General features: G+C 73.4%; 21 protein-coding genes. 14 read left to right on the top strand and 7 right to left on the bottom strand.

Annotated elements, in window-relative coordinates; all coding sequences use genetic code 11:
* Window positions 1-82: 82 nt before the first annotated feature.
* The 7 genes from DRV84_RS02810 to DRV84_RS02780 all read left to right on the top strand — a co-directional run bounded on the left by DRV84_RS02810 (window position 83) and on the right by DRV84_RS02780 (window position 8562).
* The gene (locus tag DRV84_RS02810; RefSeq protein ID WP_115978340.1) at window positions 83-1504 is read left to right on the top strand and encodes a cryptochrome/photolyase family protein; all 1422 of its coding nucleotides are present in this window, start codon (window positions 83-85) and stop codon (window positions 1502-1504) included.
* Between the two features lie 78 nt (window positions 1505-1582).
* Window positions 1583-2791, top strand: a complete 1209-nt coding sequence (locus DRV84_RS02805; protein ID WP_115978339.1) for an SAM-dependent methyltransferase — start codon at window positions 1583-1585, stop codon at window positions 2789-2791.
* On the top strand, window positions 2791-3240 hold the full coding sequence (locus DRV84_RS02800; protein ID WP_115978338.1) for a TrgA family protein: 450 nt from the start codon (window positions 2791-2793) through the stop codon (window positions 3238-3240). Before DRV84_RS02805 ends, DRV84_RS02800 begins: the two co-directional genes overlap by 1 nt.
* 9 nt (window positions 3241-3249) lie before the next feature.
* A complete protein-coding gene (locus DRV84_RS02795) occupies window positions 3250-4371 on the top strand; it encodes an NUDIX domain-containing protein (protein WP_115978337.1) in 1122 nt (373 codons plus the stop codon).
* 53 nt (window positions 4372-4424) lie between these two features.
* The gene (locus tag DRV84_RS02790; RefSeq protein ID WP_115978336.1) at window positions 4425-5462 is read left to right on the top strand and encodes a cysteine synthase A; all 1038 of its coding nucleotides are present in this window, start codon (window positions 4425-4427) and stop codon (window positions 5460-5462) included.
* Entirely contained in the window at window positions 5459-7846 is a 2388-nt protein-coding gene (locus DRV84_RS02785; protein ID WP_115978335.1) for a DUF3772 domain-containing protein, read from the top strand. Before DRV84_RS02790 ends, DRV84_RS02785 begins: the two co-directional genes overlap by 4 nt.
* Window positions 7843-8562 (top strand): alanyl-tRNA editing protein, encoded by a 720-nt coding sequence (locus DRV84_RS02780; protein WP_115978334.1) that lies wholly within the window; start codon window positions 7843-7845, stop codon window positions 8560-8562. The genes DRV84_RS02785 and DRV84_RS02780 overlap by 4 nt, the downstream gene beginning before the upstream one ends.
* A 114-nt stretch (window positions 8563-8676) precedes the next feature.
* Here DRV84_RS02780 and DRV84_RS02775 read toward each other — a convergent pair whose 3' ends face one another.
* The 3 genes from DRV84_RS02775 to DRV84_RS02765 are packed head-to-tail and all read right to left on the bottom strand — an operon-like array spanning window position 8677 to window position 10207.
* On the bottom strand, window positions 8677-9420 hold the full coding sequence (locus DRV84_RS02775) for a ZIP family metal transporter (protein ID WP_205026716.1): 744 nt from the start codon (window positions 9418-9420) through the stop codon (window positions 8677-8679).
* A gap of 23 nt (window positions 9421-9443) precedes the next feature.
* Window positions 9444-9923, bottom strand: coding sequence for a sll1863 family stress response protein (locus DRV84_RS02770; RefSeq protein WP_147298821.1), 480 nt, complete (start codon window positions 9921-9923; stop codon window positions 9444-9446).
* Window positions 9920-10207 carry a sll1863 family stress response protein gene (locus tag DRV84_RS02765; RefSeq protein ID WP_115978332.1) on the bottom strand — a complete coding sequence of 96 codons (288 nt, stop codon included), beginning with the start codon at window positions 10205-10207 and terminating at the stop codon, window positions 9920-9922. Before DRV84_RS02765 ends, DRV84_RS02770 begins: the two co-directional genes overlap by 4 nt.
* Before the next feature lie 152 nt (window positions 10208-10359).
* On the opposite strand from DRV84_RS02765, the gene DRV84_RS02760 reads away from it, so the two are divergent.
* Both DRV84_RS02760 and DRV84_RS02755 read left to right on the top strand, forming a co-directional pair.
* A complete protein-coding gene (locus DRV84_RS02760) occupies window positions 10360-10656 on the top strand; it encodes a DUF5132 domain-containing protein (RefSeq protein ID WP_115978331.1) in 297 nt (98 codons plus the stop codon).
* Window positions 10640-11116, top strand: coding sequence for a hypothetical protein (locus DRV84_RS02755; protein WP_115978330.1), 477 nt, complete (start codon window positions 10640-10642; stop codon window positions 11114-11116). Before DRV84_RS02760 ends, DRV84_RS02755 begins: the two co-directional genes overlap by 17 nt.
* Window positions 11117-11424: 308 nt before the next feature.
* Here DRV84_RS02755 and DRV84_RS02750 read toward each other — a convergent pair whose 3' ends face one another.
* Together DRV84_RS02750 and DRV84_RS02745 are read right to left on the bottom strand one after the other, a co-directional pair.
* Window positions 11425-12564, bottom strand: coding sequence for a methionine adenosyltransferase domain-containing protein (locus DRV84_RS02750; RefSeq protein ID WP_115978329.1), 1140 nt, complete (start codon window positions 12562-12564; stop codon window positions 11425-11427).
* Entirely contained in the window at window positions 12549-15467 is a 2919-nt protein-coding gene (locus tag DRV84_RS02745) for a cation-translocating P-type ATPase (protein WP_158547732.1), read from the bottom strand. The genes DRV84_RS02750 and DRV84_RS02745 overlap by 16 nt, the downstream gene beginning before the upstream one ends.
* Before the next feature lie 156 nt (window positions 15468-15623).
* Here DRV84_RS02745 and DRV84_RS02740 point away from each other — a divergent pair, with 156 nt between their 5' ends.
* Entirely contained in the window at window positions 15624-16823 is a 1200-nt protein-coding gene (locus DRV84_RS02740; RefSeq protein WP_115978327.1) for an RsmB/NOP family class I SAM-dependent RNA methyltransferase, read from the top strand.
* A gap of 70 nt (window positions 16824-16893) precedes the next feature.
* Window positions 16894-19182 (top strand): hybrid sensor histidine kinase/response regulator, encoded by a 2289-nt coding sequence (locus tag DRV84_RS02735; protein ID WP_115978326.1) that lies wholly within the window; start codon window positions 16894-16896, stop codon window positions 19180-19182.
* A 12-nt stretch (window positions 19183-19194) separates the two neighbouring features.
* Here the strand turns inward: DRV84_RS02735 and DRV84_RS02730 are convergent, their stop codons facing one another.
* Window positions 19195-19791: a sulfotransferase family protein gene (locus tag DRV84_RS02730; RefSeq protein ID WP_115978325.1), complete on the bottom strand. Its 597-nt coding sequence runs from the start codon at window positions 19789-19791 to the stop codon at window positions 19195-19197.
* Window positions 19792-19963: 172 nt separating this feature from the next.
* Between DRV84_RS02730 and recA the strand changes: the two genes are divergently transcribed.
* From recA to DRV84_RS02715, 3 genes are all read left to right on the top strand, one after another.
* Entirely contained in the window at window positions 19964-21034 is a 1071-nt protein-coding gene (gene recA, locus DRV84_RS02725; RefSeq protein WP_115978324.1) for a recombinase RecA, read from the top strand.
* A 185-nt stretch (window positions 21035-21219) separates the two neighbouring features.
* Window positions 21220-23901: an alanine--tRNA ligase gene (alaS, locus tag DRV84_RS02720; protein ID WP_115978323.1), complete on the top strand. Its 2682-nt coding sequence runs from the start codon at window positions 21220-21222 to the stop codon at window positions 23899-23901.
* A gap of 11 nt (window positions 23902-23912) precedes the next feature.
* Complete coding sequence (locus DRV84_RS02715) at window positions 23913-24200, top strand: DUF1330 domain-containing protein (protein WP_115978322.1); 288 nt, start codon at window positions 23913-23915, stop codon at window positions 24198-24200.
* Between the two features lie 225 nt (window positions 24201-24425).
* Here the strand turns inward: DRV84_RS02715 and typA are convergent, their stop codons facing one another.
* Complete coding sequence (gene typA, locus DRV84_RS02710) at window positions 24426-26246, bottom strand: translational GTPase TypA (RefSeq protein ID WP_115978477.1); 1821 nt, start codon at window positions 26244-26246, stop codon at window positions 24426-24428.
* Between the last annotated feature and the right edge of the window lie 122 nt (window positions 26247-26368).

Below are 26368 nucleotides of genomic sequence, written 5' to 3'. Positions count from 1 at the left end.
CCATCGGTCCGCGCCGTCGCGTTTGACGGGGCGGCTTTCGTGCTATGTCACTTCGCGACGCGTGCCCCAGCCCCGGTATCCCGTGACACAGACCGCTCCGATCCTTCTCTGGTTCCGCCGCGACCTGCGGCTCTCGGACCATCCCGCGCTCTCGGCCGCCGCGGAGAGCGGGCGCCCGGTGATCCCGGTCTTTCTGCGCGACCCGCTCGTGGGCGCCCTCGGCGCGGCGCCGCGGTTCCGGCTCGGGCTGGGGCTCGAGCAGTTCGCGGCGTCGCTGGCCGGGGCGAACAGCCGCCTGACCCTGCGCTCGGGCCCGGCGCTCGAGACCCTGCGCGCGCTGGTGCGCGAGACCGGGGCCGGCGCGGTCTGGTGGACGCGGGCCTACGACCCCGAGAGCGTCGCGCGCGACACCGAGGTGAAGGCGGCGCTCAAGGCCGACGGCCTCGACGCGCGGAGCTTCGGCGGGCACCTGATGTTCGAGCCCTGGACCGTCGAGACGAAGGACGGCGGCTTCTACAAGGTCTACACGCCCTTCTGGCGCGCCGTGCGCGGGCGCGCGGTGGAGGCGCCGCGCCCGGCGCCCGGCCGGCTGCCCGCCCCCGACGCCTGGCCCGGGAGCGAGCGCCTCGCGGACTGGCGCCTCGGCGCGGCGATGGACCGCGGCGCGGAGATCGTGGCGCGCTACGCGCAGGTCGGCGAGCGCGCGGCGCAGGGGCGGCTCGGGCATTTCATGGCGCATGTCGTGGCCGGCTACGGCGAGAGCCGCGACCGCCTGGCCGAGGACGGCACCTCCTGTCTCAGCGAGAACCTGAGCCTCGGCGAGATCAGCCCGCACCAGTGCTGGCACGCCGGCCTCCGCGCGATGGAGGAGGGCAAGGCGGGGGCCGAGACCTTCCTGCAGGAGCTCGTCTGGCGCGAGTTCGCCTATCACCTGATGCACCACACGCCGCGGCTGACCTCGGGCAACTGGCGGCCGGAGTGGGACGCCTTCCCGTGGTCCGAGGACGCGGGCGCCGCGAAGGTCCGGGCCTGGCAGCAGGGGCGAACCGGCATCGAGATGGTCGATGCCGGGATGCGCGAGATGTATGTCACCGGGCGGATGCACAACCGCGCGCGGATGATCGTGGCGAGCTACCTCACCAAGCACCTGATGACGCACTGGAAGATCGGGCTGAAATGGTTCGAGGACCACCTGATCGACTGGGACCCGGCCTCCAACGCGCTCGGCTGGCAGTGGTCGGCGGGCTCCGGCCCGGACGCGACGCCCTATTTCCGTGTGTTCAACCCGGTTACGCAGGCCAAACGCTTCGACCCGGACGCCGCCTACCGCCGCCGCTGGATCGCGGAGGGGCAGCGCACCCCGCCCGAGCCCGCGCGCGCCTGCTTCGAGGCGATCCCGCGGCGCTGGGGCCTCGCGCCGGGGGACGCGTATCCCGCGCCGGTCGTCGAGCCGGCCGAGGGGCGGAAGATCGCGCTCGAGGCCTACGAGAACAGGGACTTCTGAGGGGCAACCGGGCCGCGGTCTTGCCGCCGGCGCCGCTTTCGGCGTAGCTAACGTGAAAGAGACGATGGAAAGACCCGCATGATCCTGACCACGACGCACGGCCAGTCCGGTCTGCCGCGCTATTTCGCGCGCATCTTCGACATGGCCTCGCGCATGCAGGCGGGGCGCGTGGATTTCGTGCTCGACGACGGCCGACGCTTCCGCGCCGAGGGCGCCGCGCCGGGCCCGGTGGCCGAGATGCACATCCACGACGGTGACGTTTTCGCGCGCCTCCTGCGCGACGGCGACGTTGGCTTCGCCGAGGCCTACATGGACGGCGACTGGAGCACGCCGGACCTGCAGGCCTTCATGGACCTTCTGCACGCGGGCAACGACGAGATCTACGAGGGCTTTCCCGGCATCTCGGTGGTGCGCGCGCTCGAGCGGGTGCGTTTCTGGCTGCAGTCGAACACGAAGCGGCAGGCGAAGCGGAACATCGCCGCGCATTACGACCTCGGCAACGATTTCTATCGCCTCTGGCTCGACGACACGATGACCTATTCCTCGGCGCTCTTCGAAACCGGGCAGGAGAGCACCGAGAAGGCGCAGGAGGCGAAATACGCCGCGCTGGCCGACAAGCTCGATGTGAAGCCGGGCGACCACGTCCTCGAGATCGGCTGCGGCTGGGGCGGCTTCGCCGAATACGCCGCGCGCGAGCGGGGGCTGCGGGTCACCGGCCTGACGATCAGCCGGGCGCAATACGACTACGCGCAGGCGCGCATCGCGGAGGCCGGCCTGTCCGACCGGGTGGATTTCAAGCTGCAGGACTACCGCGACGAGCGGGGGCAATACGACGCGGTCGCCTCCATCGAGATGTTCGAGGCGGTGGGCGAGCGCTACTGGCCGGTGTTCTTCGGCGCGCTGCGCGACCGGCTCAAGCCCGGCGCCCGCGCCGCGCTTCAGGTCATCACCGTCGAGGACAAGCGGTGGGAGAGCTACCGCCGCAACGTCGATTTCATCCAGAAATACATCTTCCCCGGCGGCATGCTGCCGAGCCCCTCGGTCCTTCGCCGCGAGAGCGAGCGCGCGGGCCTTTCCGTCGCAGGCAGCCACGAGTTCGGCGAAAGCTACAGCCAGACGCTGCGGCGCTGGCACGTGAGCTTCGCGGAGGCCTGGCCCAAGGCCGAGGCGATGGGTTTCGACGACCGCTTCCGCCGGATGTGGGACTATTACCTGACGTCCTGCGCCTCGCTCTTTCAGAGCGGCATGTGCGACGTGACGCAGATCACCGTGCGCCGGCCCGCCTGATGCCGACGGCGGCTCACCTCGTGGCCGCGCTGATCCTCGCGGCGGTCGGGTGGTTCGCCTCCGAACTCGTCAAGCCGGTGATCGAGGCCGCGACCGGCCGGAGCGCGTTTCCGCGCCTCGCGATCGTCAACCTCGTGATCGGCGCGCTCGCGGGCTGGGTCGTGATCGGCAAGCGCGCGGGGCGCGGGGTCTCGGCCGCGATCGGCAATGGCATCACGGGCGTCGCCACGCTCGTCTTCTGGGCGCTCTTCGTGCAGGCGGCGGCGGAGATGGTGAACCGCGCGCTCGCGCGGCGCTACGACGGGCCGATGGAGGCGATCGCGGGGGTCTTCGAGCTTTTCGTGGACTATGCCGCCTTCCTCGGCGACGGGCAGGTGCTGACCGCGCTCGCCGCCGGCGCGCTGGTCGCCGGGCTCGGCGCGGAATTCGCCGCGCGCCGCTGGCGCTGAGGGGCGGGCATGGCGCAGGTTTTTCTCTATGGCACGCTGCGGCACGCGCCGCTTCTGGAGCGGGTCCTGGGCGCGCGCCCCGCTGCGGTGCGGCCCGCCCGCCTCGACGGGCACGCGGTGCGCGCCGTGGCCGATGGCGCCTATCCCGCGCTCGTGGCGGAGGCCGGCGGGGTGGCCGAGGGAGAGGTGATCGCCCTCGACGACCCGGCCGGCTGGGAGCGGCTCTGTCATTACGAGGCGGTCTTCGGCTACGCGCCGCAGCCCTGCACCGTCGAGACGCCCGAGGGCGCGGTCGCGGCGCAGGTCTTCCGCCCCGACACGCCCCCTGCGACGGAGGGCGCCTGGTCGCTCGACGCCTGGGCCGGGCGATGGGCCGCGCAGAGCCTCGAGGCGGCGGCGGAGGTGATGGGGCAGATGGGGCGGATGAGCCCCCGCGCGCTCGCCGCGATCCATCCGATGATCCGCGCGCGGGCGCATTCCCGCGTGCTCGCCGCCGCGCCGCGGCCGCGGGCGCCGGTGCTCGCCCCGATGAGCCGGGACGACGTGGAGCTTCGCGCCCATCGCCGCCCCTATGCGGACTATTATTCCTACGACGAGCAGGACCTGCGCTTTCCGCGCTTCGGCGGCGGGCTGAGCGAGCCCGTCACGCGCGCCGCGCTGGTGGCGACCGACGCGGCGCTGGTGCTGCCCTACGACCCGCGGCGCGACGAGGTGCTTCTGCTGGAGCAGTTCCGCCCCGGCCCCTACATGCGCGGCGACCTGCGGCCCTGGTGCCTGGAGCCCGTGGCGGGGCGCGTCGATCCCGGCGAGGACCCGGAGGCCACCGCGCGCCGCGAAACCGAGGAGGAGGCGGGCCTCACGCTCGAGCGCCTCGAGTTGATCTCGCGGAGCTACCCCTCGCCGGGGTGCCTGACGGAGTTCTTCCACATTTACCTCGGGCGCGTGGACCTCGCACGCCGGCCGGCGGAGACCGGCGGCCTCGAGGCGGAGGCGGAGGACATCCGGCGCCACGTCCTGCCCTTCGACACGGTGCTGGGCTGGGCCGACGCGGGGCAGATCGACGTCTCGCCGCTCGCGCTCGCGGTCTACTGGCTCGCGCGGCACCGCTCACGCCTGCGCGACGCGGGTTGAAGCGCGCCGGGCCGATCCATAGACAGGACGGACATCGACGAAAGAGGCCCCCCATGCGCGTCGCCAAGGACCTTGCCGAGGCGGTCGGCAACACCCCCCTCATCCGGCTCCACGGCCCGAGCGAGGCCACCGGATGCGAGATCTGGGGCAAGGCCGAGTTCATGAACCCCGGCCAGTCCGTGAAGGACCGCGCCGCGCTCTGGATCATCCGCGACGCGGTGGCGCGCGGCGCGCTCGGCCCCGGCGGCACCATCGTCGAGGGCACCGCCGGCAACACCGGCATCGGGCTCGCGCTCGTCGGCGCGTCGATGGGCTTCCGCACGGTGATCGTGATCCCCGAGACGCAGAGCCTGGAAAAGAAGGACATGATCCGCCTCGCGGGCGCCGAGCTCGTGGAGGTGCCCGCGGCGCCCTACCGCAACCCCAACAACTACGTCCGCTACTCCGGCCGCCTCGCCGAGCGGCTCGCGCAGTCGGAGCCGCAGGGCGCGATCTGGGCCAACCAGTTCGACAACGTCGCCAACCGGCAGGCCCATGTCGAGAGCACCGGGCCGGAGGTCTGGGCGCAGACCGAGGGCAGGGTCGACGGCTTCATCTGCGCCGTGGGCTCGGGCGGCACGCTCGCCGGCGTGGCCGAGGCGCTGCAGCCGAAAGGCGTGAAGATGGGCCTCGCCGATCCGATGGGCGCGGCGCTCTACAGCTACTACACCACCGGCGAGTTCAAATCCGAGGGAAGCTCGATCACCGAGGGCATCGGGCAGGGGCGGATCACCGCCAACCTCGAGGGCTTCACGCCCGACTTCTGCTGTCAGGTCCCCGACGAGGAGGCGCTGCCGGTGACCTTCGACCTGCTTGAGCGCGAGGGGCTCTGCCTCGGCGGCTCCTCCGGCGTGAACGTCGCGGGCGCCATGCGCATGGCGCGCGAGATGGGGCCGGGGCACACCATCGTCACCATCCTCTGCGACTACGGCACGCGCTATCAGTCCAAGCTCTACAACCCCGCCTTCCTGCGCGAGAAGGGCCTGCCCGTGCCCCGCTGGATGGAGCGGGACGCGGTGGACATGCCGGACGTCACGGTGGCCCCGGAATGAGCGGGCTGCGTCGCGCGCTCACCGTCGCATCCGCGCTTCTTCTCGGTCTCTGGCTCGCGCTCGGCACCGCCGCGGCGCAGGAGGCGCCGGACTACGCCGCCTGGGACCGCCTCGCGCAGCGGGCCGAGACGGTCGTGGACCGCGGGCAGGCCTCGGACGCGGCGCTCGAGAGCCTGCGCGCCGAGATCGCGGGCTGGCGCGACCGCTTCCTCGCAACGCAGGACATCAACGCCCCCCGGATCGAGACGCTGCGCTCGCAGCTCGATGCGCTGGGGCCCCCGCCGGAGGCGGGCGCGAGCGAGGCCGACGACGTCGCCGCGCGGCGCGCCGAGTTGCGCGCCCGCCTGACCGAGGCCCGCGCGCCCTTGGTCCGCGCGGACGAGGCCTTCACCCGCGCCAACGGGCTCATCGCCGAGATCGACGCGCTGATCCGCGCGCGCCAGCTCGACGACCTGCGCGCGCTCGGGCCGACGCCGCTCAACCCGGCGCACTGGCCCGCCGCGCTGGCCGATCTGCGCGAGGCTGTCCTCGCGCTTCAGCGCGAGACCGCGCGCGCGCTCACCTCCGAGACGCAGCTCGCGGAGGCGCGCAACCGGCTGCCGGCGACGGGCTTGCTGCTCGCCGTGGGGCTCCTGCTGCTCGCGCGGGGGCACCGCTGGGTCGAGCGGCTCGGCGAGCGGATGCGCGGCGTCTCGCGGCGCGGGACCGGGGTCTGGTCGCTCCTGATCTCGATCGGCCACATCGTCCTGCCGTTTCTCGGGTTCTGGGCGATCGTGCAGGGGGTCCTGCTGACGGGGCTCGCCGGGCAGGATCTGACGCAGCTTCTGGAGTTCCTGCCCTGGGCGGTGGCGCTGCTGCTCGCCTTCCGCTGGCTCGGCCGGCGCCTCTTCGACGCGCGCGACGCGGATGCCATCGTGCTCCTGGAAAGCGGCTGGCGCGCCGAGGCGCGGTGGTACGCGACGCTGCTGGCCTTCCTCGTCGTGCTTCAGATCGTCGCCGCGCAGGTCGTCACGCTGGAGGAGCTTCCGCCCGCGACCGAGGCGGTGCTGCAGTTCCCGCTCATCGTGGCGATCGGGCTGGTGCTCCTGCGCCTCGGGCAGATCCTGGCGAGCTACCGGCGCGGGTCCGAGCCGGAGGCGGGCATCGGCTTCGAGTTACGCGCGATCCGGGTGCTCGGCGCGCTCTCCGTGGCGGTGGGCGCGCTCGCGCCGCTGCTCGCCGCCGTGGGCTACCTGAACGCCGCGCTCCTGGTGCAGCCCTGGGTCGCCTCGCTCGCGCTCGGCGGGCTCGTGCTGATCCTGCAGCGCTTCGTGCAGGACCTCGACCATCTGGTGACCGGGCGCGACACGGCGAGCGAGGGGCTCTTCCCGGTGCTCGCGGGGATGGCGCTGACCATCGCGACGCTGCCGGTGCTCGCGCTCCTCTGGGGCGCGCGCACCTCCGAGCTCACCGACCTCTGGACGCGGCTGCGCGACGGGTTCCAGCTCGGCGAGACGCGCGTCTCGCTCATGGACTTCATCGCCCTCGTGGTGGTCTTCGCTCTCGGCTACCTCGCCACGCGCGCGCTGCAGGGCGGGCTCCGGAACTCGATCCTGCCGCGCACGCGCCTCGACAAGGGGGCGCAGACGGCGCTCGTCTCGGGGACGGGCTACATCGGCATCGTGCTCGCCGCGCTCATCGCGGTCTCGGCCACCGGCCTCGACCTCTCTTCGCTCGCCATCGTCGCCGGTGCGCTCTCGGTCGGCATCGGCTTCGGTCTGCAGAACATCGTGTCGAACTTCGTCTCCGGCATCATCCTGCTGATCGAGCGCCCGGTCTCGGAGGGCGACTGGATCGAGGTCGGCGGCAACATGGGCTACGTGCGCAAGATCTCGGTCCGGTCCACGCGGATCGAGACCTTCGACCGCACCGACGTGGTGATCCCGAACGCCGATCTCGTCTCGGGCGTGGTCACCAACTGGACCCGCGGCAACACCATCGGCCGGGTGATCGTACCGGTGGGCGTGGCCTACGGCACCGACACGCGCAAGGTCGAGCGCATCCTGCAGGAGGTGGCCGAGGATCACCCGATGGTGCTGCTCGATCCGGCGCCCTATGTCCTCTTCCGGGGCTTCGGGGCGGATTCGCTCGACTTCGAGATTCGCGCGATCCTGCGCGACGTGAACTGGGTGATGAACGCGCATTCCGACATGAACCACGCCATCGCGCGCCGCTTCGCCGAGGAGGGGATCGAGGTGCCCTTCGCGCAGCGCGACGTCTGGCTGCGCAATCCCGAGGCGCTGAGCGGCGGCGCGCGCCCTGCGCCGCGGGCCGAGGGCGCGGCGCCGGCGCAGCGCCCCGCCGGCGTGCCGGAAACCGGCGAGGGGGAGGGCGACGGACAATGACCACGCCGCTCTACCGCGAGGACGCCTACGCCCGCACCGCGCCGGGCCGCGTCGTGCGCCTGACGCCCGAGGGCGGCGTCGTGCTGGAGGCGAGCCTCTTCTACCCCAACGGCGGCGGTCAGCCCGGCGATACCGGGCATCTCGCCTGGCCGGGCGGGCGCATGGCGGTGGCGACCACCGTGAAGGGCGAGGCGGGCGAGATCGTGCTCGTCCCCGCCGAGGGCGAGACGCCGCCGCCCGCGGGGGCGGAGGTGACGCAGACGCTCGACTGGGATCGGCGCTTCGCCCACATGCGGGTGCACACGGCGCTGCATCTCCTTTCCGTGGTGCTGCCGCGGCCGGTCACCGGCGGCGCCATCGGGACGGAGAAGGGCCGCCTCGACTTCGACATGCCGAAGGCGCCGGAGGACAAGGCCGCGCTCGAGGCCGAGCTGAACGCGCTCGTCGTCCGCGACCTGCCCGTGACCGAGGACTGGATCACCGACGCCGAGCTCGCCGCCGACCTCGGCCTCGTCAAGACGATGTCCGTCGCGCCGCCCACCGGCGCGGGGCACGTCCGCCTGATCCGGATCGGGGAGGGCGGCGACCAGGTCGATCTTCAGCCCTGCGGCGGCACGCATGTCCGCCGCACCGGAGAAATCGGGCGCCTGCGCCTCGGCAAGATCGAGAAGAAGGGCCGCCAGAACCGCCGCGTGAGCCTGCACCTGGAGGACTGAGCGCCAGCGGGGCGGGGGCTTGCCCGTTCGGATCGCGCGGCCGCCTGCCGCCCGCACTCCGGCCGCGACGCAGCGTCGGCGCGACGCCCAACCCGGGCCGGCGCGCCCGTCGCCTCAGTGGTGCAGCACCAGCATCTGGAAGGCCATCATCACCGCGAAGGCGAGCGCCACGCCGGTCGCGGCGGATTCGCTCGACATCTTCTCCTGCGCGTCTGGGAAAAGCTCGGCGAAGACCATCCAGATCATCGCCCCCGCCGCGAGGCCGAGGCCCACGGGCAGGAAGGGCCGGAAGGTCTCGACGAAGAGATAGGCGGGCGCGGCCATGAGGGGCTGCGGCAGGCTCGTGAAGATCGCCCAGAGCGCGGCCTTCCAGACGGCGGTGCCGCGTGGGATCAGCACCAGCGCGATGGCGAGCCCCTCGGGGACGTTGTGAAAGGCGATCGCGGTGGTGATGAAGGCGCCGAGCCCCTCGGAGCCCGCGAAGGAAACGCCGACGCCCACCCCTTCGGCGAAGGAATGCGCCGTCATGATCCCGAGGATCAAGAGCGCCTTGGCCGCGTTGGCGCCGGTCAGGTCAGCCACGTCCACGTCGCCCGCGCCGGTGAGCGCGCGGTTGGCGAGCACGATCGCCCCGAGCCCGGCGAGCACGCCGACGAGGGTGAGCGAAACGTCGAGGGTCACGCCCTCGGCGATCAGGCTGTGGCTCGCCGCGAGCATCAGCCCCGCGGCGACCGCGTTCGAGAGGCCCATCGTCCGGTCGCCGAGGCGGCGGACGACGAGAAAGGGCAGGGCGCCCACGCCGGTCATGATCGCGGTGACGAAGGCCGCCGCGACGACGATCCACAAGGCTGTCTCCACGTGTCCCTCCTGCGGCGCGACGCTCAGTCGGCCGCGGCGTCGCCCGTGCTGTCCGTCTCCGACGCGGCCCAGGCGTCTGATACGGCGTCCCACGCGTCGGCGAAACCGGATTTCAGCTCGCCCCAGGCGCTGCGGGTGCCGGCTTCGAGCGCGCCGTAGCGCTCGCCGAGCCGGTTGCGCGCCGCGCGCAGGTCGGCGAGCCGCTCGCGCGCCGTGTCCCGCGCGGCGTCCGACATATCGGCCCAACTCTCGCGCATCGCCTGCTCGCGCCGCGCGATCGCGGCGTCGAGCCGGTCGAGGCCTTCGCGCGCGCGCTCGAGCGCGGCGTCGCGCTCCTCGGCCGAGTAGTCCGCGACGGCGTCCATCGCCTCCGCGATCTCCGCGCGGACCTCGGCGGCGGGGGGCGCCTGCTCACCCGTGTCCTGCGCCGGCGCCGGGGCGCCGGACAGGACGAGCGCCCCGAGCGCCACACCGAGCGCGGGGCCTGCGGCGCGGCGGCTCATTTGAACCGCGCCCGCGCGGTGTCGAAGGCGCTGGCGATCTGGTCCCAGGCGCGGTCGAAGCCGGCCTTCATGTCGTCCCAGGCCGCGTCGCTCGCCTCGCGCATCTTGTCGAGCTGCTTCTGCGCGGCGTCGCGCTGGGCGCGCAGCTCCTCGAGCTGGTTTTGATAGTCCTTCCGCGCCTCGGCCTCGGCGCTCTGCATCTTCTGCTGAAGCTCCTCGATCTGCGCGTTCCAGCGGTCGAGCTGCGCCTTGGCCTCTTCCACGTATTTGTCCCGATTCGACATTTCTGCACTCCCTTTTTCACTGCGACGCGGCACGCGCCCGTTCCGCGGCGCGCGCCGCGAGATGCGCCGCCCCCGCCGCGGAGATGGTTGTCCGGCGCGGCGGTGCGGCGCTATGATCTCTGACAACGCGACGGGCCGGCCGGAGGATCCCGATGAACAGAAGCTTTCTTTTCGGCGCCGCGGCGGCGGCGGGCGCGCTGATGCTGGTGCCGGGGGTGGCCGGCGCGCTGGGCCGGGCCGGGCGGCCGATCGTGCGCGCAGGGATGCGCACCGGGGCCACCGCCTACGACGAGTTCCGCAAGGCTGGCGCCGAGGCCTATGAGCACATGGAGGACATCGTCGCCGAGGTGCGCGAGGAGATGGCCGCCGACGGCGATGACGCCGACGCGGAGACCGAGGCGCCCGACGACGGCGGCGCGGGGCTCGAGGACGATGTCCGCCCCGGCTGAGGCGGTTCCCGTCCACTGCGCGCAGGTGCTCGCCCGCCGCGCGCGGCTGCGGCCCGTGCAGGCGCTGGAGCGCGCGGCGCTGGTGGAGCTCGCCGACCGGCTCTCGGCCGTGGCGGGCGTCGACCGGGTGCTCGCCCGGCCGGCGACCGGCAGCCTCATCGTCGAGACGCACCACGACGCGGGCGAGGTGCTCGACGCGATGGAAGAGGCGGCGCTGATCGTCACGCGCCGCACGCCCAAGCCCCCGCCCGTGGGGCAGATGGTGAAGCTCGGGCTGTTTCAGGCCGACATGGGCGTGAAATCGCGCACTGAGGGCGCGCTCGACCTGCGCACGGGGCTCGCGCTGCTGCTGATCGCCGGCGCGCTGGTGCAACTCGCCCGCGGCCGCGTGGCGGGGCCGGCCACGACGCTCGCCATGGCGGCTTTCTCGCTCATCGACCGGGACGGCGCTTCGGGCTGAGGCCGGCCGGTCCGGTGTGGATCGGTCCACGGTTCGGGGGACCAGCGGCGGGCGCGCCGGGGTCGCGCAGGGGCTTGCTGCGGGAAAGGCGGCACGCACGCCCGGACCGGCAAGCCGCCCTCCGGACGATCCGCCGGAGGCACGGGCGCGACGGCGTGCGCCGCGCCGGGGCTCCCGGACCGCGCGTCGCCCCTCGGAGCGCCGCCGCTGCCGCGCGCGGGTCTGCGTCACGCGCGGCAGCCTCCCAGAACTCTGTCACGCGCGCCGGACTCCCGGCCCCGCGGTCACGTCCGGCGCCGGACCGCGCGTCACGCGAGCCGCGCGGCGAGGTCCCCGACGTCCTCCCACGGCGGGGCGAGGTCGTCGCGGCCCATGTGCCCGTAGCGCGCGAGGTCGCGGTAGAAGCGCCCGCCGCGCGCGCCCGGCAGGGCCCAGAGCCCCATCCGCTCGGCGATGGCGCCCACGCGGAAGTCGCAGACCTCGCGTAGCCGGCGCGACAGCGTCTCGTCCCCGGCGCGCCCGCTGCCGTAGGTGTCCACCTCGACCGTCGCCGGGGCCTCGTCGCCCACGATGTAGGACAGCTGCGCCTCGCATTCCTCGGCGAGGCCTGCGGCGATCACCGCGCGCGCCGCCTGCCGCGCGGCGTAGGCGGCGATCCGGTCGATGCGCGAGGGGTCCTTGCCGCTGAGCGCCGGGCCGCTGCGGCGGATGAAGGCGCCGTAGGCGTCGTCGGCCGACTTCCGGCCCGTGAGCCCCGAATGCGCCTGCGGCCCCGCGCGACCGTGGGCGGGAAAGAGGATCACCCGCGTCGCGGCGTCGGGCTCTACCGCGAGCCCGGCGAGCGCGGGGCGCACGGCTTCGCGCATCAGCTCGGCGCGCGCGGCCTCCTCGCCGGGCATGTCCTCGTGCCCGAAGCTCAGCGCCACGGCGCCGAGCGCCACGGCCCGGCGCTCGCGGAAGGTGACGGCGACCTGCGCCTGCGCGTCGGGCGCGAGCCAGGGCAGCCGCCCCGCGCGCCGCGCCGCGTCGAGCGCGGCGGCGATCCGGTGCGCGGCCTCGATGGGGTAGGGCATCGCGGTGGGGCTTCCGGCGCAGGCGTAGCCGAAGGCGCTGACCATGTGCCGGGCGTGCGCGCGGGCGCGCGCGGCGGTCCCGAGCTCTGGCGCGCGCGCGAGGTCGAGCATCACCGTCGGCGCGTCGCCGGTCCCGGACGGGTAGCCCGCCTCGGCCATCACCCGGCGCGTCAGCGCGGCGAGGTCCACCGGCGCCTCCGCGCCCGCGCGCACCGAGAGGAAGGTGACGCCCGTGGCGATGGCGCATTCCGCGTTCACGCCCGCCTGCACGCCCGTGGCGAGATAGGCGTCCACCACCGCGTCGCTGATCTGGTCGCAGAGCTTGTCCGGGTGGCCCTCGGTCACCGATTCGGACGTCATCACGAAGTTTCGCATGGCCGCACCTCCACCGTCTCGGGCCGGAGCGTCACCCCCCGCCGCGCGAGCACGATCCCCGCCGGCGCCGCCGCCCCGGCGAGCCCCACCGTCATCGCGCCGGCGTCGAGCGGCGCGATCTTCAGAAGCCGGCGCAGCGCCGGCACGAAATAGGGCAGCACGGCGAGCCCGCCCGAGGCGATCAGCGCGCCGTTCAGGTTCGGGTTGTCCAGAAGGCGCCGCACCCGCAGGTGCGCCGGGTCGCTCCTCTGACAGGTCAGCGCATAGGCGAGCTGACCCAGCGAGAGCGAGAGGAAGGTCATCCCCCGCGTCTCGGGCCCCGGCCCGAAGCGGGCGAGCCCCACGAAATGCGACACCAGCGAGGCGGCGGCGATGGTGCCCGCGTCGATCGACATGCGCCGGAAGTGCTCCGGCGGGATCACCGCCTCGTCGGCCGCGCGCGGCGGGCGGGTCATCGCGTCGGGGTCCGGATCGGCGAGCGCGAGGCCGAGGCCCGGCGCCACGTCGCTCACGAGGTTGATCCAGAGAAGCTCCATCGGTGATTCGAGTTCCCCGGGCCCGTGCGCCGCCTCCACGAGGCCCACGAGGATCTCCGAGAGGTTCGTGGCGATCAGGAATTCCAGCGCGCGGCGGATGTTGCGATAGACCGCGCGGCCCTGCGCCACGGCCTCCACCAGCGTCTCCAGTTCATCGTCGCGGATCACCACGTTGGCCACGTCGCGGGCGAGATCGGTGCCCGAGGCGCCCATGGCGATGCCGACGTCGGCGGCCTTGAGCGCGGGGCCGTCGTTCACCCCGTCGCCGGTCATGCCGACCACTGCGCCCGAGCGTTGCAGCGCCTGCACCACGGCGAGCTTCTGCGTCGCGCTCACCCGCGAAAAGACATGCGCCCGCGCCGCCACGCCGCCCAGGAGCTCGGGGTCCATCGACGCGATCTCGGGCGAATCGACGATCCGCAGCGGCCCGCCCTGCGCGAGATCGAGATCGCGGGCGATCGCCTCGGCGGTCGCGGACTGATCGCCGGTGATCATGATGGTGCGCACCCCCGCCCGGTGCATCGCGCGGATGAAATCGCGCGCGCCGGGGCGGATCGGATCGACCATCGCCATCAGCCCGAGCCAGCGCATGTCGCGCGGCACGCCGTCCTCGGGCGCCGTGTCGCCGGCGGCGAAGGCGAGCACGCGCGCCGGCCGCGCCGCGAGCCGGTCGTTCGCCGCGAGGATGCGCGCGCGCAGCTCCGCGTCGAGCGGCGTGCCGTCCCAGAGCGCCGCGCACTGCTCGAGCACCGTCTCGGGCGCGCCCTTGACCACGACGCGCGGGCCCTCGCCCTCGTGCAGCGTGACCATGTAGGGCCGCTCGGGCCGGCGCTCGTGCATATCCTCCATCGGCCGCGCGGCGCGGAGATCGGCCACCTCCACGCCCTCCGCGCGCGCCCGCTCGAGGAGCGCGCGCTCGGTCGCCGAGGAGCCCTCCGCGCCTGCCTCGCCCGGCTCGGCGGCGTTGTTGAGCGCCGCCGCCTCCATCAGCATGGCGCGCGCGCCGGCTACCTCGGGGTCGTCGGGGTGGGGGCCCGCCACCGTCTCCACCACCTCGAGGCGGTTGCGCGTGAGCGTGCCGGTCTTGTCGAGGCAGAGGATCTGCAGCGCGCCGAGGCTTTCGACGGTGTCCACCCGGCGCACGAGGACGCCGCGGCGCTCCATCCGGCGCAGGCCGAGCGACATCGTCGTCGTCGCCACCACCGGCAGCCCCTCGGGCACCGCCGCGACGGCGAGCGCGAGCGCGTCCTTCAGCATCGCGGCGAGCGACATGCCGCGCATCCAGCCGACCCCGATGAAGACCCCGCAGGCGCCGAAGGCGAGCTTGGCGAGCAGGCCGCCCATGCGGTCGAGCTCCGCCTCGACGGGCGCGCGCGGGCGCACCGCGCTCTCCGATACCTGCGCGATCCGGGCCGCGACGGTCTCCGCCCCCGTCGCCACGACCACCGCGCGCCCCTCGCCCTCGGCCACCAGCGTGCCGGAGTGCAGCATCGTCGGCCGCCCGCCGAGCGGGGCGTCGGGCGCGACCGCGGCCCCGGCGCGCTTCTCGACCGGCTGCGTTTCGCCGGTGAGCGCCGATTCGTCCACGCGCAGGCGGTCCTCGGCGAGGACGCGCGCGTCGGCCGCCATGACCCGGCCCGCGCGCACCGTGATCAGGTCGCCGGGCACCAGCTCCCGCGCGGCGATCTCGCGCGGGGTGCCGTCGCGCACCACCGTCACCGCCTCGTTCGAGCTGTCCATCAGCTTGCCGATGGAGGCCTCGGCCTGCCCCTCGGTGACGTAGCCGAGCGCGGCGTTGACGAGCACCACGGCGATCGTCGCCGCCGCGTCGGCCACGCCGCCCGTCGCCACCGAGACCGCCGCGGAGCCGAGCAGCATCGCCACCGGCAGGCTCTTGAACTGCTCGGCCACGAGCGCCCCCTGCGAGCGCTGCGCCGCCGTGGGCAGCCGGTTCGCGCCGTGCCGCGCGCGGCGGGTGGCGGCCTCTTCGTCCGAGAGCCCCTCCGTGGCGTCGCCCGCCACGCGGGCGAGCGTCTCGCCGACGGCGAACGCGTGCCACGCCGGCCCCGCCTCCGGGGCGCGCGTCGCGGCGGTGCGCGTCTCGGGCGGGGCGGCGAGGGCGGCCTCGACGGCATCCACCACCTCGGCGTCGGAGAGGCCTCCGCCACGCGCCCGGGCGTCGAGATGCAGGATTACGCTGCCGCTCGCCGCGCGCGCCGTGGCCGCCCGCACGCCCGGCGCGTCCGACAGGCGCGCCTCGACCGTCGCGGCGCGCTCGGGCCGGCCGCGCAGCGCCGGCACGCGCAGGCGGACACGCCCGCCCGGCGTCCGGTGGACGAGCGTGACGGAGGCGGCGGTCTGCGGCACGGCGTGGGCTCCGGTCCGGGGCGTCGCGCTCACCGTGCCATCTCGCCCGGCGGCGTCAACGCGGCGCGGGGGCTTGGCCTTCCCGCCCGGCTCTGCCATCCCGCTCCGCATGATCCGCCCCGCCATCCTCCGCCGCCCCCGCGCGGCCCGCCGCGCATGACGCCGGCCGCCCGCGTGCAGGCGGCCGCGGAGCTTCTCGACGCGATCCGCGCGGGCCAGCGCGCCGAGGCCGCGCTCACCGCCTGGGGCCGGCGCGCGCGCTACGCGGGCTCGGGCGACCGCGCCGCCGTGCGCGATCTCGTCTACGACGCGCTCCGCCGGCGCCGCAGCTACGCCGCCCGGGGCGGGGGTGAGAGCGGCCGGGCGCTGATGCTGGGCCGCCTGCGCGCGCGCGGCGAGGCGCCGGAGGCCGTCTTTACCGGCGCGCGCCACGCGCCCGCGGCCCTCACCGAGGCCGAGCGCGCCGCCGGCCGCGCGCCCGCGGGGGCGGAGGCGCTCGACCTGCCCGACTGGCTGGCGGCGGCCTTCCGCGAGAGCTTCGGGCCGGAGGAGGCCGAGGCCGCCGCGCTGGCGCTGCGCGACCGCGCGCCCGTCCACCTGCGCGCGAATCTGCTCAGGACCGACCGCGCGGGCGCGGCCGAGGCGCTCGCCGCCGAGGGGATCGCCACGCGCCCCGTCGCCACCGCCGCGACCGCGCTCGAGGTGACCGAGGGCGCACGCCGCGTCGCGCGCAGCCGCGCCTTCGCCGAGGGGTTGGTCGAGCTTCAGGACGCCGCGAGCCAGGCGGTCGTCGCCGCGCTGCCCCTCGCGCCGGGCGCGCGCGTGCTGGATTTCTGTGCCGGGGGCGGGGGCAAGACGCTGGCGCTCGCCGCGCGGCTCGGGCGGCCGGTCGCCGCGCATGACGCGCTGCCCCGGCGCCTCGCCGATCTGCCCGCCCGCGCAGCACGCGCGGGGGCGGAGGTCGAGATCCTCCCGGAGCCCGAGGCCGCCGCGCCCTTCGACCTCGTGCTCTGCGACGCGCCCTGTTCGGGGAGCGGATCGTGGCGGCGCGACCCCGAGGCGAAGTGGCGGCTGAGCCCCGCGCGCCTCGACGAGCTCGCCGCGACGCAGGACGCCATCCTCGACCGCGCCGCCGCCCTCGTCGCGCCGGGCGGGCATCTCGCCTATGCGACCTGCTCGCTGCTCGGCCCCGAGAACGACGCGCGGATCGCGGCCTTCCGCGCGCGCGGGCCGGGGTGGCGCGTGGTGGAGACCCGCCGCTGGCGGCCGGGTCCGGAGGGGGATGGATTCTATCTCTGCGTGCTGAAAGGCGCTTTAAGGGCGATTAAAGCAACCCAGGGTTGTTTTTCAGCTTAAGGGCCGCTTAAACTTCGTCAGGTCTACTGCCGCTCGTGCGAATCGAACGAGGGGGGCGCCCGTGTCTTTCATGGCCCTGACGCCGGAACACGACTCGCGGGTCCCGTGGTCGGCGGCAGCCCGGCGGCGGGCGGTCGCCGCGCTCGGCGTCGGGCTCCTCGCGCTCGGGGCGCTGGCGCCCTCCGGCGCGGCCGCCGCCGGGGCGCTCGCGGGCGGCGGTACCATGCTCGCCGTCGCGCTGCTGCTCTGGGCGGGCGATGCCCTCGCCGCGTGGCGTCGCGCGCGGCACCTCGCCGCCATCGGCGATTTCGTGGCCGGGGACGCCGTGCCCTGCCTCGTGACCGATCCCGCCGGCGCGCTCGTGCGGCGTAATGCGGCGGCCGAGCGGCTCTTCGGCATCGGCGCCGAGGAGACGCTGGCCGCGCAGCTGCGCAGCACGCTCGCGGAGCCGACCGCCGTCGTCGCCCGCCTGCGCGAGCGCGCGCTCGCCGGCGGGTCCGCGCGCGAGGATATCGTGACCCGGCGCGGCCACCTCCGGATGACGGCGCGCGCGATCGGCGGCGGCGCGCTGCTCTGGCGGATCGAGCCCTTCTCGGACCGTGACGCCGCGCCCGGCGGCGAAAGCCACGGCGTGCCGCGTCTGACCGCGGGCCGCGGGGGCGCGATCCTGTTCATGAACGACGCCGCGCGCCGGCTCGTGGGCGGGCGGGCGCGCCGGCTCGACGCGATCTTCCCCGCGCCGCCTGTCTCCGGCGCGCTGACCACGGTGAGCGGGGCGGACGGGCCGCTCGAATGCCTCGTCGCGCGCGTCCCGGGCGGCGCGGGCCGGGACGAGATCTATCTCTTCCCGGGCGAGGCCGGGGCGGCGCCCCCGAAGGACGAGGTCGAGCGCCTGCCGGTGGCGCTCGTCAAGCTCGCCGCCGACGGGCGGCTCATCATGGCCAACGCCTGCGCGCGCCGCCTCCTGCATCTCGAACACGGCGAGCGGGCGACGCTCGGCGACCTCACGGAGGGGCTGGGCCGGCCCATCGGCGGATGGCTGGAGGAGGCGCTGCGCGGCGAGGGCGGCGGGCGGTCCGAGTTCCTGCGCCTGCGCCGGCGCGAGGAGGACGTCTTCGTCCAGGTCACGCTATCGCGCGTCGAGGAGGCGGGGGATCGGGCGCTGCTCGCCGTGCTCAACGACGCGACCGAGCTCAAGACGCTCGAGGGGCAGTTCGCGCAGAGCCAGAAGATGCAGGCCATCGGTCAGCTCGCCGGCGGAATCGCGCATGATTTCAACAACCTGCTGACGGCGATCTCGGGGCACTGCGACCTGCTTCTGCAGCGCCGGGACGAGGGCGATCCCGATTACGCCGACCTGATCCAGATCAGCCAGAACACCGACAGGGCGGGGGCGCTCGTGTCGCAGCTTCTGGCCTTTTCGCGCAAGCAGACGCTCCGGCTGGAACGCCTCGACCTGCGCGACACGCTGTCCGACATCACGCATCTTCTCAATCGCCTCGTCGGCGAGCGGGTGACGCTGCGGTTCAGCCATGACCCGGATCTTCCCGGCCTGCGCCTCGATCGCCGCCAGCTCGAGCAGGTGATGGTGAACCTCGTCGTCAATGCGCGCGACGCGATGCCCGACGGCGGCGAGATCCGCATCGAGACCGAGCACCTCACGCTCGGCGAGCCTCTGGTGCGCGGCCGGGCCCGGGTGCCGCCCGGCGACTACGCCCGCATCCGCGTGCACGACGAGGGCCCGGGCATCCCCCCCGAGACCGCCGAAAAGGTCTTCGAGCCCTTCTTCACCACCAAGCCCGTGGGCGAGGGCACGGGGCTCGGGCTCTCCACGGTGTACGGCATCGTCAAGCAGTTCGGCGGCTTCGTTTTCGTCGACAGCGCGCCCGGGGCCGGGACGAGCTTCTCCATCTACCTGCCGATTCCCGCCGACGAAGCGGCAGCCGCACCGACACCGCCCGCCGCCCCGCCCGCGCCCGAGGGCGCCCGGCGCGACGGGATCGTCCTGCTCGTGGAGGACGAGACGCCGGTGCGCGCCTTCGCCGCGCGCGCGCTGCGCCTCTCCGGCCACACCGTTCTCGAAGCGCGCAACGCCGAAGAGGCGCTCGCACTCCTTCGGGAAAACGAGCGGTCCGTCGATGTCTTCGTCACGGACGTCGTCATGCCCGGGATGGACGGGCCGAGCTGGGTCCGCGAGGCGCTGGCGGCGCAGCCCGACGCGCGGGTGGTCTTCGTCTCCGGTTACCCGAGGGCCAGCTTCGAGCCGGACGAGATCGAGGTGCCGAATGCGGCGTTCCTGTCCAAGCCCTTCTCGCTCGAGGATCTGACGCGCACCGTGCAGCGTCAGCTGCTGCATTGACCGACCCTTGCCTCAGCGTGCCGCGTTCTCCCAGAGCGCGAAATCCGCGGCGCAGCGCTCCCGCAGCGTCGCCTCGGTGTCCGACGTCAGCTCGAGCGGCGCCTCCGGCGAGACGTTGGCGCGCTCCGGCACGACCTCCACCCCGAGCCGCGCGTGCAGAAACGCCCGGAGCGCCTCGGGCGCCTCATAACGGAACAGCCGGTCTACCCGCGCGCCGTTCGGCCGCGGCGCGAGGAAAGCCGCCTGGCTGCCGACCTGCGCCCAGGGCGGCGGCGACTCCTCGAGATATCCGCGTACGAAGGTGTCGAAATCCAGACCCTGCGTGGAGGTCGGCCGGCCGGCGAGGAAGGGCCGCTTGCGGTAGCGGAACCAGCTGCCGAGCCAGCTCACCGGCTCGCGCACGAACGCCACGATCTCGATGGGGCCGTCGCAGAACTTCTCGAACATCGGCCGGAAGAAGCGATTGTAGCGGTAGAGCGGCGCGTGCTTCAGCTCGGGCGGATCGCGCACGACGAGGCTCGCCCGGTCGCCGAGCGCGGCCTGCCAAGCCGTCGTGCCCGTCTTGGGCACCGACAGCAGAACGAGCCTCTCCCGCGCGAAAAACAGCATTCCGCCTCCCTGCCACCTTCCCTGTAAACTACCCGTTAACCCTGCCGGGCGAAACTGACCGCGACGCGAGACTTGAAATGTTCACGGTTTTCCCTCATCACTGGGCGTGAACACTTCGCGAACATATGCGTTGCCGCGGCGCGCGCGGTATGGGATAAGGGCGGAAAGTCACATGGGCACGGCAGATCTTCTCTCAATGGACAGCAGCAAGAAAAGCGCGGACAAGCAGAAAGCCCTCGACAGCGCGCTGGCGCAGATCGAGCGGCAGTTCGGCAAGGGCTCCATCATGAAGCTCGGCGGCGACAATCCGGTCAAGGATATCGCCGCCACCTCCACCGGCTCGCTCGGCCTCGACATCGCGCTCGGGATCGGCGGCGTGCCGAAGGGCCGCATCATCGAGATCTATGGCCCCGAAAGCTCGGGCAAGACCACGCTGACGCTGCACTGCGTCGCGGAGGAGCAGAAACAGGGCGGCGTCTGCGCCTTCGTCGACGCCGAGCATGCGCTCGATCCGCAATACGCGAAGAAGCTCGGCGTCGATCTCGACGAGCTTCTGATCAGCCAGCCGGACGCGGGCGAGCAGGCGCTCGAGATCACGGACACGCTGGTGCGCTCCGGCGCGGTGAGCATGGTCGTGGTCGATTCGGTCGCCGCGCTCACGCCCAAGAGCGAGCTCGAGGGCGACATGGGCGATTCGAGCGTCGGCGTGCAGGCCCGGCTGATGAGCCAGGCGATGCGCAAGCTCACGGGCTCGATCTCGCGCTCGAACTGCACGGTGATCTTCATCAACCAGATCCGCATGAAGATCGGCGTCATGTTCGGCTCGCCCGAGACGACGACGGGCGGCAACGCGCTGAAGTTCTATTCCTCCGTCCGCCTCGACATCCGCCGCATCGGCGCCGTCAAGGACCGCGACGAGGTGGTGGGCAACGCCACCCGCGTGAAGGTCGTCAAGAACAAGGTCGCGCCGCCCTTCAAGGAGGTCGAGTTCGACATCATGTACGGCGAGGGCATCTCCAAGACGGGCGAGCTCATCGATCTCGGCGTCAAGGCCGGCGTGGTCGAGAAATCCGGCAGCTGGTACAGCTACGGCGACGAGCGTATCGGGCAGGGGCGCGAGAACGCCAAGACCTTCCTGAAGGAGAACCCCGCCGTCGCGCAGGAGATCGAGACCCGGGTGCGCGCGTCGCACGGGCTCACGACCGAGGGCTCGGAGGACGACGCCGGCGTCGTGGAGGGCTGAGCGCCGCGGCAGGGCGGCGGCGCGGGCGCGGCCACGGCGACGACGGCGTCGCGACCGTCTGACCGCGACCCGGGCGACCGCGCGGGCATGGACACCGCACCCCCGCGCGGCTAAAGCTGCGCCACCCGGCCGGGCCCCGGCCGGGGCACGCCCATCCACGCCTGCCGCGAAAGACAGACCGCCCGATGACGAGCCTCGCCGACATCCGCAAGACGTTCCTCGATTTCTTCGCGCGCAACGGCCACGAGGTCGTGCCGTCGAGCCCGCTCGTGCCGCGCAACGACCCCACCCTGATGTTCGCCAACTCGGGGATGGTCCAGTTCAAGAACCTCTTCACCGGGGTCGAGCATCGCGACTACACGCGCGCGGCCACCGCGCAGAAATGCGTGCGCGCCGGCGGCAAGCACAACGACCTCGATAACGTCGGCTACACCGCCCGGCATCACACCTTCTTCGAGATGCTCGGCAACTTCAGCTTCGGCGACTACTTCAAGGAAACGGCGATCCCGCTCGCATGGGAGCTCATCACCAAGGAGCTCGACATCCCGAAGGACCGCCTCCTGGTCACCGTCTACCACACGGACGACGCGGCGGCCGATCTCTGGAAGAAGGTCGCGGGCCTTCCCGACGACCGCATCCTGCGCATCGCGACGGACGACAACTTCTGGATGATGGGGCCGACCGGGCCCTGCGGCCCCTGTTCGGAGATCTTCTTCGACCACGGCGAGGAGTACTGGGGCGGCCCGCCGGGCACCCCGGAGGAGGACGGCGACCGCTTCGTCGAGATCTGGAACCTCGTCTTCATGCAGTACGAGCAGTTCGAGGACGGCACGCGGCGCGAGCTCGACGCGCAGTCCATCGACACCGGCATGGGGATCGAGCGGGTCGCGGCGCTCCTGCAGGGGACGAACGACAACTACGCGACCGACCTGATGCGCCGGCTGATCGAGGCCTCGGCGCAGGCCTCCGGCAGCGATCCCGACGGGCCGGGACGGACGCATCACCGCGTCATCGCCGATCACCTGCGCTCCACGAGCTTCCTGATCGCGGACGGGGTGATGCCCTCGAACGACGGGCGCGGCTACGTGCTGCGCCGGATCATGCGCCGCGCGATGCGCCATGCGCACAAGCTCGGCGTGGACGCGCCGCTCATGCACCGCCTCGTCGGCGCGCTCGTCGCCGAGATGGGCGCGGCCTACCCGGAGCTTCCGCGCGCGCAGGCGCTCATCGAAGAGACGCTCAAGCTCGAGGAGACGCGCTTCCGCCAGACGCTCGACCGCGGGCTGCGCCTTCTCGACGAGGAGCTGCGCGAGCTGCCCGAGGCGGCGCCGCTGCCGGGCCGCGCGGCCTTCAAGCTCTACGACACCTACGGTTTCCCGCTCGACCTGACGCAGGACGCGCTACGCGAGGCCGGGCGCGACGTCGATCTCGAGGGCTTCGAGGCCGCGATGGCCGAGCAGAAGGCGCAGGCGCGCGCAGCCTGGTCCGGCTCGGGCGAAGCGGCGGACGCCGCGATCTGGTTCGACCTCGCCGAGACGCACGGCGCGACCGATTTCCTCGGCTACGACACCGAGACGGCGGAGGGGCAGATCCTCGCCCTCGTGCAGGACGGCGGCGCGGTGGCGCAGGTCCACCCGGGCCAGACCGCGCAGGTCGTCCTCAACCAGACGCCCTTCTACGCCGAGGCGGGCGGGCAGGTGGGCGACACCGGCACCATCCGCACCGAGGCGGCGACCGCGCGCGTCACCGACACGCAGAAGGTCGCCGGCGTGACGATCCATTTCGTCGAGGTGGAGGAGGGCGTGCTCGCCCCCGACGCGCCGGCGCGGCTCGAGGTCGATCACGCCCGCCGCACCGCGATCCGCGCCAACCACTCGGCCACGCACCTCCTGCACGAGGCGCTGCGCGAGGCGCTCGGCCCCCATGTCGCGCAGCGCGGCAGCCTCAACGCCCCCGACCGCCTGCGCTTCGATTTCAGCCACGCCAAGCCGCTTTCGCCGGAGGAGAGCGAGCGCGTCGAGGCCGAGGTGAACGCCTACATCCGCGCCAACGCGCCCGTCGAGACGCGCATCATGACCCCGGACGAGGCGCGCGAACTCGGCGCGCAGGCGCTCTTCGGCGAGAAATACGGCGACGAGGTGCGCGTCGTCTCCATGGGCCGGCAACCGGGCTCGGGCCGCGGGCCGGAGGGCGACACCTATTCGATCGAGCTCTGCGGCGGCACCCATGTCGCGCGCACCGGCGAGATCGGGGAATTCGTGCTGCTGAGCGACAGCGCCTCCTCGGCGGGCGTCCGCCGGATCGAGGCGCTCACCGGGGAGGCCGCGCGCGCCCATGTGGCGCGCCTGCGCCGGCTCGTCGCCGACGCGGCGGCCGAGGCGCGCGTGCAACCCGACGACCTGCCGGCGCGCCTGCGCGCCGATCAGGCGCGGCTCCGCGAGCTCGAGGGCGAGGTGGCGCGCCTCCGGCGCGAGCTCGCCATGGCCGGCGGCGGCGGGACCGAGGGCGCGCCCGCCCCGCGCGACGTGGGCGGCACGCCCTTCGTGGCGCAGGTCATCTCGGGCGTGACGGGCAAGGACCTGCCGCCGCTCCTCGACGAGATGAAGGCGCGCCTCGGCTCCGGTGCGGCGCTCCTGATCGCCGACGCGGACGGCAAGGCCGCGGTCGCCGCGGGGGTGACCGACGACCTGACCGCGCGCCTCTCGGCGGTGGACATCGTGAAGGCCGCCGTGCACGAGCTCGGCGGCAAGGGCGGCGGCGGCCGCGCCGACATGGCGCAGGGCGGCGGCAAGGCGCCCGAGAACGCCGAGGCCGCGATCCGCGCGGCCGAGGCCGTGATCGCCGCCACGGCGGCCGACGCAAGCTGAGGGAGGCGGCGATGCCGGCACTCTGGATCGCGCATGTCACGGTGACCGACGCGGAGGCCTACGGGCGATACGCCGAGCGCGCGGGCCCCGCCATCGCCCGCCACGGCGGCCATTTCATCGCGCGCGCCGGCCGTTACGTGCAGCTCGAGGGCACGGACCGGCCGCGCAACGTGGTCGCGAAGTTCCCCTCGGTCGAGGCGGCGGAGGCCTGTTACCACTCGCCGGAATACCAGGAGGCGCTCGCGCACGCGCGCGGCGCCGCCGAGCGCGAGCTCGTGATCGTCGAGACGACGGAGTAGGGCGTGTCGTCCGGGTCGGTTTGCGCCGTGAGCGCACGGGCGGGGCGCGTCCCGCGATTCTTCGGACCCTGAGAAGGTGGTCACCGCCCCTTGGCAGCAGACGCATTGGGGGTCAGCGACGCTCCGCAACCGGCCAAGCCATCACCCCGCACGCGCGACCGCCCCTGCCGTCGCCCCGTGGGGTCAGGCCCCGCCGCCTCTGCCCCAAGGCGACGGCCCGGCCGCTCAGACCGCCGCCTTCGCCGCGCGCTTGCGCTCGTGCGGGTCGAGGTGGCGCTTCCGGAGCCGCAGGGCGTTCGGCGTCACCTCCACCAGTTCGTCGTCGTCGACGTAGGCGATCGCGTCCTCGAGGCTCAGCCGCGAGGGCGGGGTCAGCCGCACCGCGTCGTCCGAGCCGGAGGCGCGCACGTTCGTCAGCTTCTTGCCCTTGAGCGGATTGACCTCGAGATCGTTCTCCCGGGAGTGCTCGCCGATGATCATGCCCTGATAGACGCGCTCCTGCGCGCCGATGAAGAGGCGCCCGCGCTCCTCGAGGTTCCAGAGCGCGAAGGCCACCGCCTCGCCGTCCTCCATGGAGATCAGCACGCCCGCGCGGCGCCCGGCGATCGGCCCCCTGTGCTCGGTCCAGCCGTGAAAGACGCGGTGCATCACGCCGCTGCCGCGCGTGTCGGTCAGGAACTCGCCGTGATAGCCGATGAGCCCGCGTGCCGGCACATGCGCGACGATCCGCGTCTTGCCCGCGTCGGCGGGCCGCATCTCGACGAGCTCGCCCTTGCGCGGGCCGGTGAGCTTCTCGATCACCGCGCCGGCGTGGTCGTCGTCCACGTCGATGGTGACCTCCTCGACCGGCTCGAGGGTGCGGCCCTCCTCCTCGCGCAAAAGCACCCGCGGCCGCGCGATCGAAAGCTCGAAGCCCTCGCGGCGCATGTTCTCGATCAGAACGCCCATCTGCAGCTCGCCGCGGCCGGCGACGTCGAAGGCTTCGCCGCCCGGCGTGTCGGTCACGCGGATGGCGACGTTGGCCTCGGCCTCCTTCATCAGGCGCTCGCGGATCACGCGGCTCTGCACCTTCTTGCCGTCGCGGCCCGCGAGCGGGCTGTCGTTGATCCCGAAGGTGACGGAGATGGTCGGCGGATCGATCGGCTGCGCGGGCAGCGGCGTGTCCACGGCCTGTGCGCAGATCGTGTCCGAGACGGTGGCACGGCTCATCCCGGCGAGGGTGACGATGTCGCCGGCCGCCGCCTCCTCGATCTCGGTGTGCGCGAGCCCGCGGAAGGCCATGATCTTGGAGACGCGGAACTGCTCGACCTTCTCGCCGGTGCGCGACAGCGCCTGCACCGTCGCGCCCGCCCTGAGCCGGCCCGATTCGACGCGGCCGGTGAGAATGCGCCCGAGGAACGGGTCCGCCGAGAGCGTGGTGGCCAGCATGCGGAAGTCCTCGTCGGCCCGGTCCTGCTGACGCGGCGCGGGGACATGGTCGAGCACGAGGCGGAAGAGCGCCTCCAGGTCGCTGCGCGGCCCGTCGAGCGCCGCGTCGGCCCAGCCCGCCCGGCCGGAGGCGTAGAGATGCGGGAAATCGAGCTGATCCTCGTCCGCGCCGAGCGCCGCGAACAGATCGAAGACCTCGTCGAGCGCGCGGTCGGGCTCCGCGTCGGGCTTGTCCACCTTGTTCAGCACGACGATCGGCCGCAGCCCCAGCGCCAGCGCCTTGGAGGTGACGAACTTCGTCTGCGGCATCGGCCCCTCGGCCGCGTCCACCAGCAGCACGACCCCGTCGACCATGCTGAGAATGCGCTCGACCTCGGCGCCGAAATCCGCGTGCCCCGGCGTGTCGACGATGTTGATGCGCGTGCCCTGCCACTCGACGCTCGTCGCCTTGGCGAGGATCGTGATCCCGCGCTCGCGCTCCAGATCATTCGAGTCGAGCGCGCGCTCGGCCACCGCCTGGTTCTCGCGGAAGGCGCCGGATTGGCGCAGAAGCGCATCGACCAGGGTCGTCTTGCCATGATCGACATGCGCGATGATCGCGATGTTGCGAATATCCATGTAGGGAAAGCTCTCGTGTGTGTCCGCGCCCACATAGGCGCCCGCGCCGCGAATGACCACCCCTGGCGCAGCGGCGCGGCCATGCGGCCGCACGCCTTTGCCTGAGTGGCGAGGGGCGCTGC

Source organism: Rhodosalinus sediminis (assembly GCF_003385555.1).
Lineage (GTDB): Bacteria > Pseudomonadota > Alphaproteobacteria > Rhodobacterales > Rhodobacteraceae > Rhodosalinus > Rhodosalinus sediminis.
This window is presented reverse-complemented; position numbering and strand designations above follow the sequence as displayed.

What these genes read in the sequence shown, in the direction of transcription:
- DRV84_RS02765 (WP_115978332.1), bottom strand. Translation starts at nt 10,207, where the DNA reads ATGTCGAATCGGGACAAATACGTGGAAGAGGCCAAGGCGCAGCTCGAC.
- DRV84_RS02770 (WP_147298821.1), bottom strand. Translation starts at nt 9,923, where the DNA reads ATGAGCCGCCGCGCCGCAGGCCCCGCGCTCGGTGTGGCGCTCGGGGCG.
- recA (WP_115978324.1), top strand. Translation starts at nt 19,964, where the DNA reads ATGGGCACGGCAGATCTTCTCTCAATGGACAGCAGCAAGAAAAGCGCG.
- DRV84_RS02780 (WP_115978334.1), top strand. Translation starts at nt 7,843, where the DNA reads ATGACCACGCCGCTCTACCGCGAGGACGCCTACGCCCGCACCGCGCCG.
- DRV84_RS02800 (WP_115978338.1), top strand. Translation starts at nt 2,791, where the DNA reads ATGCCGACGGCGGCTCACCTCGTGGCCGCGCTGATCCTCGCGGCGGTC.
- DRV84_RS02750 (WP_115978329.1), bottom strand. Translation starts at nt 12,564, where the DNA reads ATGCGAAACTTCGTGATGACGTCCGAATCGGTGACCGAGGGCCACCCG.
- DRV84_RS02715 (WP_115978322.1), top strand. Translation starts at nt 23,913, where the DNA reads ATGCCGGCACTCTGGATCGCGCATGTCACGGTGACCGACGCGGAGGCC.
- typA (WP_115978477.1), bottom strand. Translation starts at nt 26,246, where the DNA reads ATGGATATTCGCAACATCGCGATCATCGCGCATGTCGATCATGGCAAG.
- DRV84_RS02795 (WP_115978337.1), top strand. Translation starts at nt 3,250, where the DNA reads ATGGCGCAGGTTTTTCTCTATGGCACGCTGCGGCACGCGCCGCTTCTG.
- DRV84_RS02740 (WP_115978327.1), top strand. Translation starts at nt 15,624, where the DNA reads ATGACGCCGGCCGCCCGCGTGCAGGCGGCCGCGGAGCTTCTCGACGCG.
- alaS (WP_115978323.1), top strand. Translation starts at nt 21,220, where the DNA reads ATGACGAGCCTCGCCGACATCCGCAAGACGTTCCTCGATTTCTTCGCG.
- DRV84_RS02755 (WP_115978330.1), top strand. Translation starts at nt 10,640, where the DNA reads ATGTCCGCCCCGGCTGAGGCGGTTCCCGTCCACTGCGCGCAGGTGCTC.
- DRV84_RS02730 (WP_115978325.1), bottom strand. Translation starts at nt 19,791, where the DNA reads ATGCTGTTTTTCGCGCGGGAGAGGCTCGTTCTGCTGTCGGTGCCCAAG.
- DRV84_RS02760 (WP_115978331.1), top strand. Translation starts at nt 10,360, where the DNA reads ATGAACAGAAGCTTTCTTTTCGGCGCCGCGGCGGCGGCGGGCGCGCTG.
- DRV84_RS02790 (WP_115978336.1), top strand. Translation starts at nt 4,425, where the DNA reads ATGCGCGTCGCCAAGGACCTTGCCGAGGCGGTCGGCAACACCCCCCTC.
- DRV84_RS02805 (WP_115978339.1), top strand. Translation starts at nt 1,583, where the DNA reads ATGATCCTGACCACGACGCACGGCCAGTCCGGTCTGCCGCGCTATTTC.
- DRV84_RS02735 (WP_115978326.1), top strand. Translation starts at nt 16,894, where the DNA reads ATGGCCCTGACGCCGGAACACGACTCGCGGGTCCCGTGGTCGGCGGCA.
- DRV84_RS02785 (WP_115978335.1), top strand. Translation starts at nt 5,459, where the DNA reads ATGAGCGGGCTGCGTCGCGCGCTCACCGTCGCATCCGCGCTTCTTCTC.